Below are 12464 nucleotides of genomic sequence, written 5' to 3' on the forward strand. Positions count from 1 at the left end.
TTAGAATAAGCAGTATGAATAAGATTATTGTCTCGCGAATATTTATGATAGCGGGTATCGTGTTAAGTGTCGGGGCGATAGTCGCCGTTATCATGATGGTGATGGGACGATTGCATGTTGGGCTAAAAGAGCCGAGTCAAGACATCGCGCCAACCGCTAAGATGATATGTGGCGAGGATATGATAAAAGAATATCGGTCAATTATCGCTGCGCCAAATGGGTATGGTCCGACAGCGCTTGAGGGGCTGGTGAAGAAGATCTCAGAGCGTGGTGGTCCGGGTGACGATGCGGTGTGTCACTATATTGTGCTTCACGATGCATCGCTACGGAATGATCGCCAGCGGATTGATCAGATTCATCAAGGGTTGGTCAACTCGATGAAGATGCGTCAGGCGGTCGAGCCGTTTTATCGACTGGGCATTAATCAGGATACGGTAAAAGCACTGGTCGAGATCGGTAAGGCTGATGCGGGTGCGGGGAATAAGGATGGTACACCGGGTCAGGGTTAGGGTCGGACTACGGCTTGTTATTGGCTATATGCTGGCACTTGTGGTTGTCACATCGACGTTGGCGATTATTGGTGTGGATAGAGCAGAGGCGGTGGACTGTAGCGGTTTGAGCGGTCGACGACATTTGATGTGTATTAATGCGCGCAATGATGGTGAACGGTTTGCGGTGCAATATATCTGTAAGGGCGGCGGAACGCGGTGCGGTGCGATGTGGATGTCGTCGCCTGGGACGTCGTATACGAATGATGTTATTAACACCGTTAGCTGGAATGCGACGTCATTATCACTTGACTTGAGGGGGTCAGTGAATGGCAACGGTCAGTCGCGAGCACGGGTGTGGGCGACAAATGTAACGGTTAGTCAGAATGGTCGGACATTACTATCTGGCGGTACGCTTGATCGTGGGACGCATCCATCGGGCGCGTACCACTGGGTTGATGGCGGTAGTAGTATTCGAGTAAATGGAATTGACATATCTGGTGTAGTTGCGCCAGGAAGTTCCGGCCGTATCATTTTGCAGGTGCGGCGCTGTTTCTATAGTAGTCCAGGCGGTAGCGGTGCTTGTGCGACACAAGATGTCGAGGTGTGGATTAAGCGTGAGCAGGCGCCAAACCAATGGACTGTTGAAGGGCAATCGCGAGTGTCAATCAATGGTGGCAGTTTAGTGCAAAACGCGACCGCTGCGCCAGGACAGCGCGTACGTTTTTTTCATTATCTACGGAATAATTCTTCGTACACGATTCCTCCCTATACCCTAAAGCGCATAGGAATTAATCAGGATGTTAATGGTACGACAACGCATCATGCGTGGGCGTCGCCGTATACGCGTAGTGCTAGCCCATGGAACACCTTTTATGCACCGAACGACGTTAAACCATATAACAGTGTCTTTGGAGCTGAGGGGATTGTGACGCAGGATGATGTCGGTAAAACAGTATGTCAAAAGATTTTATGGCTGCCGGGTGCGTGGAATACTGACGGCTGGGGGGTCTCATCGAATGCCTGTGCGTCGGTGCCGTATGATTATGAGTTGCGACCGGAGGTGCAGGCGCCGGATTATATTAATGAAGGAACGATTGAGGTGAGTGGCGTGACCGCGCGAATTAATCATACAGGATCGACACGGTCAAATCGGGCGAATTATGCTGTGGTGCGGTTTGTGTTAAGGGGCGGTGGAAATTATACCGTGCCAGGCGGTGAGGGGGTTGTCGTACCGTATGATAGACGTTCGCCGGGTAATTTAGTGGGTGATTGGGATTGTTATATCGCCAAGAACACGATTAAAAATAGTCGACCGGGTTTGCAGGTGGCAGATTGTACATCAAATAATTTGGCACGTAATGGCGCGGGAACAATTATCCAGCGAGGTGGGCTGGAAATTCCGCTTGGCAAGGATAACTTGAGCGGAGTGACGATGACGACTGGCGACCAGTTGTGCTATATGACTATTGTGAGTACATACAACCAACATGTGAATACCAGTACGTTTCGCTATGCGGTAGATTGTGCAAAGGTTGCCGGACGGCCAAAAGTTCAGTTCTGGGGGGCGGATGTGCGAGTTGGTGTCGGGATAGACGGCAGTGCGGGTAATAATAATGCGGAAGTCAGGACATCACTGACGAGGGTGAGGCGATAGATGGCGCTGCAGTTAAAAACCCAAAGGTGGTGGATCGGGGTTGGTGCCGTTGGGTTAGTGGTATTCGGAAGCCTTGGAGTGTATATCTGGCGTCATTATATCAGCGTGACGGCGCAAGTAGCGCCTGACGTAACTCACGTCGAGAGGGTGGTGCTAGCAGCAAGTACGACAACGCCACCGGGCGGCAGTAGTTATGACCCAGCCACGTCGTATCACATGCCATGGGAGAAATATCCGGTTGGCGAGAGAGAGCAGATCGGCGGGACATCAGAGCGGATTAGTAGTTGGCCAACGGCCGGGGATGGTGGATCTGACTGTCGTGTGAACGCAAATGCTACGACAGTGGTCGATGGTATTGGCGGGACATTTAATTATGGTGGGTTTATGATGATGCCATCACCGATGTCCGGCAATCGGACAGTCGGTCAGGATAAGTGTAGCGGATCGGTGTCAACATGGACGGCACCGGACGGTGAAAATAGCACATCTTCGGCAACGCCAGCACCGAGTTGGTTTGACGACGTGGTAGCGGCCAATAGCGGTGGTCTAGCGGGCGGAGCATATGTTAATCCACGAGCGTATGGTGGCTGGGCGACGGATGCTAATGCCACGACGAAAGTACCATTTGGTGTACCTGCCCAACGATCGGGCGCGGCTGGGGCGGCTGAGTTTGCCGAATGCGGTGGTGTCATCAAAGAGTCAGGAACATCTACGTGGGCAACCGATGGAGCGTTTCGGCAGCCGTTATATGATCAAGGCGGCCAGTCGAAGCCGCTCTGGGGTGCGCGTTGTAAGGACGAGACAAAGTTGAAAGAGACACTGACCCGGCGTCACAATGCGCCGCAAACTGATACCAATGGTGAAAATTACGTGAAGTCGTCTGGCGTAACGCTATTTCGGCAGAAATTCCGGCTGACGAGCCAGCAGCTTGAAGAGATTCGTCAGCTGGATTTGTTGAACGACGGACGATCGGGACTGTACTTGCGTTTGGCGGTTGATGATTATGCGGCGGTGTATATTAATGGCAAGCCAGTCTTTGCCAATCCGAAAGCGTCGTCTGGTGTCGAGATGAGGAGAATCATCGCGGATTATTTACGAGCTGGTGATAATGTAATTGCTCTAGAGGTGCAAGATGCGATTGCTCCAACTAGCCTCGCCAATGCTAATGCGGCTGCTCGGTGGCTGCTCGGTGTGTATGCGCCAAAGGGGTGGCAGCCGGTGCCGGGGGAGCCGCGACTATACGGGTCGTGGGCGGAATATGCCATTAGTGCGCCTGGACAAATTATTTCTTCTTCGGGAGCAGGACTATCATCTACGCCGACAGGGCGAACGGGGGCGATTGAGGCACGGCAATATAATGATCTGACATTTCAAAACACTAACACCCCGTTTGGTAATTTTCGCGACAAGATGCCGACCGTACGCACACCTGATGCCTATTTTACGAACACAGGAAATTTGTCTGGGGCGGTGTCTATGAGCGACGTGACTAGTGGCGTGTATCAGGCTGGCAACCTGACGATTACCGGTGGAGAAATTAAGCGTGGCCGGCAAATTGTTATCAAATCGAACGGCGTGGTGACTATCAAGGGTGACGTAAAGCAGGAGGGCGGTAACTATTCGGCGGCTCGGGATCTACCGCAGTTGATTATCAGCGCTCGGCATATTATCATTGAGCCGAATGTGACGCAGCTTGATGCTTGGCTGGTGGCCAAGAATGGTACAATTAACACCTGTGATACCATAGTTCGTGATAGTCGTCAGTGGCTGTCGGGGCTGGATGCGAAGACATGTGAAAAACAGTTGCGGATTAACGGTCCGATTATCGCGAAGCACCTCTTTTTGCGTCGTACATTCACGAAGGGTGGCGATACCTCTGGCAATAATCCAGGCGAGCCGGCGGAAATATTGAATTTGCGTGCCGATGCATATTTGTGGGGAAATGAGCGGTCGAAAGAATCAGGGGCTATCAAAACGATGCATCTAAAGGAATTGCCGCCGCGTTTTTAAGGGTTTTACATTTTAAAATGCTTATGTATAATAGAATAGTATGAAAATAGCAAAAGGGCTGGGCGACTTTTTCGGATTAGACATCGGGACGAATGCGGTGCGTGTCGTTCAGCTGGCGCGAACGAGCAACGGATGGAATCTGCTGCACTATGGTTATGCGCCTGTCGACCCGAAGGTTACAGGTAGTGATTCACCAGAGGCGCAGCGTAAGCTTGGTGAAGTGATCATGACTGCTGTCGGACAGAGCGGTATCAAGACGCAAAATGTAGCGATTGGCTTACCGTCGAGCAAGACCTTTACGGCGATTATTGATGTACCAAAAGTGTCAGACCAAGAGCTAAAGGCGACCATGAAATACCAGGTCGATCAGTACATTCCTATGGCGATTGAGGATGCCAAGGTTGACTGGGCGCTACTCGGCGACAGCTTGCGCGAGCAGGGCCAGTATGAGGTACTATTGACGAGTGCAGCGATTAGTTATGTCGAGGAACGGCTTGAGTTTATTGAAGGTCTTGGCTTTAATGTGGTCGCTGAGGAACCGGATCCGATCGCGATGCTTCGGGCATTAGCGCCGACTGATGGAGCAACCGCAAAGCTAGTTTTGGATATGGGCGAACATTCGACTGACTTGGCAGTCATTTATGGCGATATGCCGCGGCTAGTGCGCACGGTGCCGAGCGGACTGCAAGCGTTGGTGCGGGCGGCAGTGCAAAATCTCAACGTGCAGGATGATCAGGCTCGCCAGTTTATTATCAAGTTTGGCTTGGCACCTGACCGGCTTGAGGGGCAAGTTCTCAGGGCGATTGACGGCGTGCTGGATAATTTTGCGGCTGAGCTGACCAAATCAATCAAGTTCTTCCAGACGCGCTACCCGAGTATTTCCGTGTCAGGAATTCTGCTGTCGGGCTTTGGCGCAGCGATACCGATGATGGATAATTACATTGCTAACAAGACTGGTATACCAGCGACTACGGCTGATCCGTGGCAGCATGTCAGTCTTGGGCAGGCCGATCAGCAAAAATTAGCACCAATTGCCTCGGAGTTTGCGACGGTCGTTGGTTTAGCGCAGCGGAGGAATGGATCGTGATTGAGATTAACTTGATTCCTGATGTCAAGCGCGAGTTACTTCGGGCAAAAATGATGCGTAACGCTGTCACCGCGATGTCGATAACCGTCGGCATGATCGCGGTCGGGGTGGCGGTTGCGCTTGGCTTAATCTTTGGTGGTCAGATAGCCTTGGAGGCGCTGCATGATGGAACAATCAAGAACAAAGCGCGCGAGCTGACGTCGATTGAAGATCTCGATAAGTTAGTAACTATTCAGCATCAGCTGGCAACAATCAACAAATTATCAAGTGAGCGTCAGGCTGACTCGCGACTATTTGACGTGATGACGGCGGTCAATCCGGTGGCGCCAAATAGTATTAAAATCGCGACGCTAAAGCTCAAACCAGAGTCACGGACAATTACCATTGAGGGATCAGCCGAGAATGGCTATATCGCGCTGGAGATATTTAAAAAGACAATTACCAATACGACTGTACAGACAACACAAAACGGGCAAGAGGTTAAACAGCCGCTGGCTGAGAATCTGCAGGCGGGCGAGGCCAGCTTTGGTGAAGATGCCAACGGTAAGAAGGTGTTGCGCTTCTCGTTCACGTTTACCTATCCGGCAGAATTGTTCTCAAAAACGAGCGGCTCAGTGGTGATTGCGACGCCAAACGGTAAAGTTGATGTGACTGATTCGCGGCTGGGGGTGCCAGAGAGCCTATTTGCCAAGAAGCCAAAAGATGCTTCAAATAAGGAGAAAAACTAATGCCTGAAAACAAAGACGTTGCCATCCGTAAGCGCCAGCAGATTGATTCATCAAAGAAAACCATGTTTCTGTTCGTGGCGGGGGCGGCATTTGTTAGCGGGGTGGCGATTGTGGTGTCGTTCTTCCTCGTGCGGCAGATTTTGTTTCATGGCGCAGTGGTACTCGCGAAGCAAGACACCATCAATACACTGGAGAATAATAAAAAGGCGGCCGAGTCGCTCAAAGATAATGTGCGCTCACTAGAGGCGAATGAAGCACTTAACTCAGTGAAGTTAACGGATAGTAGTAGTCCATTGCAAACGATTCTTGATGCGCTGCCGGCTAGTGCGAATGCCGATGCGCTTGGTGCATCCATCCAGAAGAAGTTCGTCAATGGCATCGCCGGTCTGTCACTAGAAAGCATCTCGGTCCACTATACGGCGAATGAGTCGGGTGCGGAGCAAGAGGACGCTGGTGATGGTCGCTCGGCGGTGAGTTTCACCATGACAGTGAGCGGTACGTCATCAAGCCTCAAGGAGCTGTTAACGCGCTTTGAAAAATCAATTCGGGTTATCAATATTACCGAGATTGAGATGCAGGCCAGCGAGGATGGCAAGATGACTATGGATATCTCTGGCAAGGCCTATTTTGAGCCGGCGCAAAAAGTTGGATTAGGAAAGAAGGTGATCAAGCCATGAAGAAGAGCGATATAGCGATGATCGTGTTGATAGCTAGCCTTGGCGTTGTGGTGGCATATTTTGTTGCCAGTAGTATTCCGTTCTTGCGCGTACCATCATCGGGTGTGGAAGTGCAGACGATATCAAAAATTAGTCCAGATATTGAGCAGCCAGATAAGACAGTATTTAATCGTGAAGCTATTAACCCAACGGTGGAAGCAATTGTTGGCAAAGCGACTGGTAGTTAGCGCGGAGGTGATATGGCGCTACTGACGGATGATATGCAGGGAAAATTGATTGGCTTGCTGACGAGCGAGGGCTTGATTGAGCGATCAGTTGTTAAGGAGGCGCAAAAACGCGCCAGCGAATCGGGTAAGCCGCTACTGTCACTGCTAACTGAGGAGCACCTTTTGGAGAATGAATTATTGGTGCATGCGGTGGCGCAATTATCCGGTGTACCGTATGTTAATCTCGCAAGCAGCGTGATTGAGCAGCACATCTTGAACCTGCTGCCGGAGGATGTTGCCGAGCGATTTATGGCGGTACCACTGGCCGAGGTGCAGGGGCGCTTGGCGGTGGCGATGATTGATGCTAATAATGTTCAGGCGGTTGACTACCTAGCAAATCGTATCCAGCGACCGCTCAAGGTATTTATGGCCTCCGAAGAAAGTATCCGTCACGTCCTTGGTCAGTACAGAACAGACTTATCATCGGTCAATGAGGCAGCGGAAGACTCGCAGCGCGAAGCACTGGATGAGTCATCGCAGAACATCGTGACGATCGTTCAAGATTCGCCGATCTCGCGGGCGCTTAGCACGATCCTGGAGTATGCAGTAAAGAGCCATGCCTCGGATGTACACATTGAGCCATTAGAAAAGGCGTTGAAAATTCGCTGTCGTGTTGATGGCGTGTTGCGGGAAATTATGCAGCTACCAAAAAGTATTGAACCAGCGCTGGTTAGCCGCATTAAAATTCTATCAAATCTCAAGATTGATGAGCATCGAATTCCGCAGGATGGTCAGTTCGCGGTCAATGTGGCCGGCAAGGACGTTGACCTGCGTATTGCGATTTCGCCGGTGGTGTGGGGAGAGCAGGTGGTGATTCGTCTGCTTGATAAGACAGGTAACTCGTTTGATTTGACTGATATGGGGTATGCTGGGCGCGCACTGAGGGCCATCCAAAAAGGCATCAAGCGGCCGAGCGGAATGATTTTGACGTCTGGGCCGACCGGTTCAGGTAAGTCGACTAGTCTATATGCGCTGATCAAGGAAATCAAGGACGACTCGATCAATATTGTGACGCTGGAGGATCCGGTGGAGTACAAGATTGACGGCGTTAATCAGATTCAGGTGCACGCTGATGTTGGACTGACGTTTGCATCGGGCTTACGGTCAATTCTCCGGCAGGATCCCGACGTGGTGATGGTTGGTGAGATCCGCGATACCGAGACAGCGAACTTGGCGGTGCAAGCGGCATTGACTGGACACTTAGTCTTCTCGACGCTGCACACCAATTCGGCAGCGGGTGTGCTGCCGCGGCTGTTGGATATGGGGATTGAACCGTTCTTGATTGCTAGTACCGTGAACACCATTATCGGGCAGCGGCTGGTCAGGCGAGTGGCGCCAAAATATGATTCATATCAATCGTCACCACTTGAAACGGAAACTATTCAGTCAACGGTTGGCCACCTCCTGCCAAAAACCCAGGCTGATATACCGACCGTGTCACAGGATTTGGGCTACAAGGCCTTGCCATTATCTGGTCAAGCCGCTTATACTTTAGTCAGGGGCCGCGATATGCCGCAGACGCCGCAAGGTTACTCAGGACGATGTGGTTTGTACGAGGTGATGGACGTCACTGAGGAAGTTCAAAACCTGATTGTCAAGCGGGCAACGAGCGCCGAGATTCAGCGGCTTGCCATTCAGCAAGGCATGATAACGATGCGTCAAGATGGTTATCTCAAGGCGCTCAGTGGCGTGACAACATTAGAGGAAGTAAATCGGGTAGCAGCCGATACAGCATAAAAGAAAAGGGGGACGATTATGAACAATCAAGAATTACGCATCGAGATTTTACTAGAAGAGGTGGTCAAAAAGCGAGCCTCAGACCTTCACATTCAAGTGGGCCTGCCACCGATGCTGCGTATTGACGGAACATTGGTCGCAGCAACGGGCACGCAGCCGCTTGATGAGGCGACCGTGGAGCGGCTGGTATTTCAGATTCTTGATGAGGATCAGCGGCAAATTTTGCTCAAGGACAAGGAGTTTGACTTTTCGTTTGCATTCGGTACACTGGGGCGATTCCGGGTGAATGCCTTTCATGAGAGGGGCAACCTGGCGGCGGCGCTGCGCTTAATTCCAAACGAGATCAAGACTGCGCAGGAGCTGGGCATGCCGCCAATTGTCAATACATTTGCCGACTTTCCACGCGGTCTGGTGTTGGTGACGGGGCCGACTGGCTCTGGTAAATCGACGACGCTGGCGGCGCTGGTCGACAAAATTAACGCTGAAAAGTCGCAGCACATCATTACCATTGAAGACCCGATCGAATTTACGCACAAGTCAAAGAAGTCAGTGGTAGTGCAGCGCGAGGTTCATTATGACACCTATTCGTTCTCAGCGGCGCTGCGCTCTAGCCTGCGCCAAGACCCAGACGTGGTGCTGATTGGCGAGATGCGCGACCTCGAGACAATCTCGGCGGCGATTACCATTGCCGAGACCGGGCACTTGGTGTTTGCGACGCTACACACCAACTCGGCGGCACAGTCGATTGACCGTATGATCGACGTCTTTCCGCCGCACCAACAGCCGCAAATTCGGGCGCAGCTATCAAACATCCTGATGGCAATTTGTTCGCAGCGGCTGGTGCCGTCTATCGGTGGCGGTCGGGTGGTGGCGGCCGAGATCATGATTGCTAATCCAGCGGTGCGTAACATTATTCGCGAAGGCAAGAGCCATCAGCTGGATGCCGTCATTCAGACGGGTGCTGATCAGGGCATGCAGACCATGGATCGGACGCTGGTAAATCTGGTACAAAACGGTACGATTACGTATGATAGTGCCCGTGAGTTTGCGGTTGATCTAGCGGAGTTTGAGCGGCTTATTCGAGGATAGTGCATGAAAAAATATCATTATGAGGCCAGGGATTCAGCCACGCAAAAGATTACCAAGTCGGTTGTGCAGGCTGAGAGCGAGGTTGCCGCGGCGAAATTGCTGAGCGCTCAGGGCTTCGTGCCGCTGAAAATTGAGCTTCAAGATGAGCGTGAGGGCTTCTTTCAGCGATTGTCAAATAAAATATCGTCCAAGGACAAGATCGTCTTTACGCGGCAGTTAGCGACGTTGATTGGTGCGGGGTTGCCGCTGGCGCAGAGCATGCATACGGTGCTGGAGCAAACTCAGAATAAACAGATGCAGAGTATCATTCAGGAGATAATTTCTGATATTGAGGGCGGCCGGCAGCTATCAAGTGCATTTGAGAAGCACCCAGAAGTATTTGACAACGTGTATGTGGCGCTGGTGGCGGCTGGTGAGGTATCAGGAACATTGGACGAAGCACTGAAGCGTATAGCATCACAGCAAGAAAAGGATACAGCGATGCTTAGCAAAGTGCGTGGTGCCATGGTCTATCCGGCGATTGTGCTGCTGGTGATCATCGCGGTGGTGGTATTCATGCTCGTGATGGTAGTGCCGCAGGTCGAAGGACTGTATGGTAGCTTACATAAAGAGCTACCGTTTACAACGAAGGCCATGGTCAGCGTTGCTGGTTTTTTGGCGCAGTTTTGGTGGGCGCTGGTGATTTTACTTGGTATCGGTTTGTATTTCTTTCAGCAGTATCTCAAAACCGAGGCTGGTATTCGCGCTAAAGATACGTTCAAGCTGAACATACCAGTGTTTGACGCTATGTTCCGCAAGCTGTACATGGCTCGCTTTACTCGTACCGGTCAAACGCTTCTTAATAGCGGGGTGGCGATGCTGGACATGCTGCGCATCACCGCTCGGGCGGTCAATAATTCGATTATCCGTCAAGGCATTGAGCGTGCCAGTGAAAAGGTGAAGGGCGGCAAGGCGCTGTCGGTGTCCCTAAAAAATGAGGATTATATCTTGCCAATGGTGCCGCAGATGATCAAGATTGGCGAACAGTCGGGTAAAATCGACGAGATGATGGGCAAGTGTGCGCAGATTTACGAAGATGAGCTGGATGAGGAGATCAAGGCGATCACGACGACGATTGAACCGGTGCTGATGGTGGTCTTGGCGGTCGTGGCCGGCGTGATGGTGGGTGCGATAATCTTTCCAATTTATAATCTGGTCGGAGACATTAGCCTCTAGACAATCCATAAGCAGTACAGTATAATAGCAAGAGAAAGTTAAGTCACAGAAAGGTGGGCAACTTCATGGCTCAGCAAAAAGCAAATAAAGGATTCACAATCATCGAGGTCGTGTTGGTGCTGGCAATCGCTGGGCTGATATTCTTGATGGTATTCTTGGCATGGCCGGCCTTGCAGCGCAGCCAGCGCGACACACAACGACGCAGTGACGTGACTCGGTTTGTCTCGCAGGTGAATAGTTACGCGACGAATAACAAAGGAAGTATTCCGAAAACCGATACAGGATCGATTAATAGCTTCCTTGATTCGTATATGAAGCGTGGCAACGGTGAATTCAAGGATCCGCAGACAGGCAATAATTACAGCGTGGTAACTGGTGTCGCTCAGCAGGGTTCGGCAACGACCGAGAAGATGGTCTATGCCACGAGCGCTCAATGTGATGGCGAAAATATTGTTGCCAAAAGTGGTTCGCCGCGCTCGTTCGCCGTCAAAGTGCAGCTGGAAGGAAGCGGTGCGTTTTGTAAAGACAACCAAAACTAAAACTAGCCAAAGACAACGAATTATTAGCAGCCTCCTACCATCAGGGGGCTGCTTTTTTTATGATTTCTTGTTACCATTAACAGTATGATGGTAGTGACAATACTGGTGGGTGTGGCAATGCTTGGCGCAGTGATGGGAAGTTTTATCGGTGCTCAGGTGTGGCGAGTCCGTGCTCGGCAGCTCGTTGAAGACAAGCAGGCCGGCGGACCGGTTGATACGCGGGAGCTCCGCCGCCTGAAGCCGCTACTTAAGCCTCTCAAGGACGATCGATCGCGGTGTCTTTCCTGTGGGCACGAGCTACGCTGGTATGATTTGTTGCCAGTGGTGAGCTGGCTGGCCGCTAGAGGTCGCTGTCGGTACTGCCAGGCGCCGATTGGCTGGATGGAGCTGGGGCTCGAAGTGGCGATGGTCGGGTTGTTTGTGGCAGTGACGTGGCATGGCATGATGACGTTTACGGCACCACTAGTGATAACGAAGGTCGCAATTATACTGATGGGGCTATCATATCTAGCGTTCCTGTTCGTGTATGACAAGCGGTGGTTTTTGCTCCCGGACGTGGCGAATTGGCCGTTCGTGATGTTGGGAGTACTATTTGCTGGGATTCACGTGGCGACTGGTCAGCTACCGGGCGGAGTGCTTGGACTGATGGCAGCGGTCGTCATTCTCAGTGGCGTGTACGCATTGCTCTACGTTGTGTCGAGTGGTCGCTGGATAGGATTTGGTGATGTCAAGCTGACGCTCGGTCTCGCCCTCTTTTTGATGGATTGGCGGCTAGCATTTCTTGCGCTCTTTTTAGCAAATTTACTCGGTACGCTACTGGTACTGCCGGGGATGCTTCGAGGCACAGTGCAGCGTGGAGCGCGAATCCCATTCGGGCCGCTACTAATCGTTGGCTTTCTTATCTCGTGGTTTTTTGGTGCCAGGATTGTGGATTGGCTTATCGTGATTTGATAGTGCTTATGCTATAATAA

Annotated in this window: 12 protein-coding genes; all 12 read left to right on the forward strand. The window is 51.6% G+C overall.

What is annotated here, in order from left to right:
- The first annotated feature begins 14 nt into the window (after positions 1-14).
- The 12 genes from FBF29_00495 to FBF29_00550 all read left to right on the forward strand — a co-directional run bounded on the left by FBF29_00495 (position 15) and on the right by FBF29_00550 (position 12444).
- On the forward strand, positions 15-509 hold the full coding sequence (locus FBF29_00495) for a hypothetical protein (protein ID QJU07193.1): 495 nt from the start codon (positions 15-17) through the stop codon (positions 507-509).
- Complete coding sequence (locus FBF29_00500) at positions 487-2145, forward strand: hypothetical protein (GenBank protein ID QJU07194.1); 1659 nt, start codon at positions 487-489, stop codon at positions 2143-2145. Before FBF29_00495 ends, FBF29_00500 begins: the two co-directional genes overlap by 23 nt.
- Entirely contained in the window at positions 2146-4155 is a 2010-nt protein-coding gene (locus FBF29_00505; protein QJU07195.1) for a hypothetical protein, read from the forward strand.
- Positions 4156-4195: 40 nt separating this feature from the next.
- Positions 4196-5242: a type IV pilus assembly protein PilM gene (pilM, locus tag FBF29_00510; protein ID QJU07196.1), complete on the forward strand. Its 1047-nt coding sequence runs from the start codon at positions 4196-4198 to the stop codon at positions 5240-5242.
- The gene (locus FBF29_00515; GenBank protein QJU07197.1) at positions 5239-5970 is read left to right on the forward strand and encodes a hypothetical protein; all 732 of its coding nucleotides are present in this window, start codon (positions 5239-5241) and stop codon (positions 5968-5970) included. Before pilM ends, FBF29_00515 begins: the two co-directional genes overlap by 4 nt.
- On the forward strand, positions 5970-6647 hold the full coding sequence (locus FBF29_00520) for a hypothetical protein (protein QJU07198.1): 678 nt from the start codon (positions 5970-5972) through the stop codon (positions 6645-6647). The genes FBF29_00515 and FBF29_00520 overlap by 1 nt, the downstream gene beginning before the upstream one ends.
- Complete coding sequence (locus tag FBF29_00525) at positions 6644-6874, forward strand: hypothetical protein (protein QJU07199.1); 231 nt, start codon at positions 6644-6646, stop codon at positions 6872-6874. Before FBF29_00520 ends, FBF29_00525 begins: the two co-directional genes overlap by 4 nt.
- Positions 6875-6886: 12 nt before the next feature.
- Positions 6887-8650, forward strand: a complete 1764-nt coding sequence (locus tag FBF29_00530) for a type II/IV secretion system protein (protein ID QJU07200.1) — start codon at positions 6887-6889, stop codon at positions 8648-8650.
- Between the two features lie 18 nt (positions 8651-8668).
- Positions 8669-9739, forward strand: coding sequence for a type IV pilus twitching motility protein PilT (locus FBF29_00535; GenBank protein QJU07201.1), 1071 nt, complete (start codon positions 8669-8671; stop codon positions 9737-9739).
- 3 nt (positions 9740-9742) lie between these two features.
- Positions 9743-10954 (forward strand): type II secretion system F family protein, encoded by a 1212-nt coding sequence (locus FBF29_00540; GenBank protein ID QJU07202.1) that lies wholly within the window; start codon positions 9743-9745, stop codon positions 10952-10954.
- A gap of 65 nt (positions 10955-11019) precedes the next feature.
- A complete protein-coding gene (locus FBF29_00545) occupies positions 11020-11493 on the forward strand; it encodes a type II secretion system protein (protein ID QJU07203.1) in 474 nt (157 codons plus the stop codon).
- Positions 11494-11577: 84 nt separating this feature from the next.
- The gene (locus tag FBF29_00550; protein QJU07204.1) at positions 11578-12444 is read left to right on the forward strand and encodes a hypothetical protein; all 867 of its coding nucleotides are present in this window, start codon (positions 11578-11580) and stop codon (positions 12442-12444) included.
- Positions 12445-12464 lie beyond the last annotated feature (20 nt).

This window comes from Candidatus Saccharibacteria bacterium oral taxon 488, from assembly GCA_013099015.1.
GTDB lineage: Bacteria > Patescibacteriota > Saccharimonadia > Saccharimonadales > Saccharimonadaceae > Nanosynbacter.

What these genes read in the sequence shown, in the direction of transcription:
- FBF29_00540 (QJU07202.1), top strand. Translation starts at nt 9,743, where the DNA reads ATGAAAAAATATCATTATGAGGCCAGGGATTCAGCCACGCAAAAGATT.
- FBF29_00530 (QJU07200.1), top strand. Translation starts at nt 6,887, where the DNA reads ATGGCGCTACTGACGGATGATATGCAGGGAAAATTGATTGGCTTGCTG.
- FBF29_00545 (QJU07203.1), top strand. Translation starts at nt 11,020, where the DNA reads ATGGCTCAGCAAAAAGCAAATAAAGGATTCACAATCATCGAGGTCGTG.
- FBF29_00520 (QJU07198.1), top strand. Translation starts at nt 5,970, where the DNA reads ATGCCTGAAAACAAAGACGTTGCCATCCGTAAGCGCCAGCAGATTGAT.
- FBF29_00495 (QJU07193.1), top strand. Translation starts at nt 15, where the DNA reads ATGAATAAGATTATTGTCTCGCGAATATTTATGATAGCGGGTATCGTG.
- FBF29_00505 (QJU07195.1), top strand. Translation starts at nt 2,146, where the DNA reads ATGGCGCTGCAGTTAAAAACCCAAAGGTGGTGGATCGGGGTTGGTGCC.
- FBF29_00525 (QJU07199.1), top strand. Translation starts at nt 6,644, where the DNA reads ATGAAGAAGAGCGATATAGCGATGATCGTGTTGATAGCTAGCCTTGGC.
- pilM (QJU07196.1), top strand. Translation starts at nt 4,196, where the DNA reads ATGAAAATAGCAAAAGGGCTGGGCGACTTTTTCGGATTAGACATCGGG.
- FBF29_00535 (QJU07201.1), top strand. Translation starts at nt 8,669, where the DNA reads ATGAACAATCAAGAATTACGCATCGAGATTTTACTAGAAGAGGTGGTC.
- FBF29_00550 (QJU07204.1), top strand. Translation starts at nt 11,578, where the DNA reads ATGATGGTAGTGACAATACTGGTGGGTGTGGCAATGCTTGGCGCAGTG.
- FBF29_00500 (QJU07194.1), top strand. Translation starts at nt 487, where the DNA reads ATGGTACACCGGGTCAGGGTTAGGGTCGGACTACGGCTTGTTATTGGC.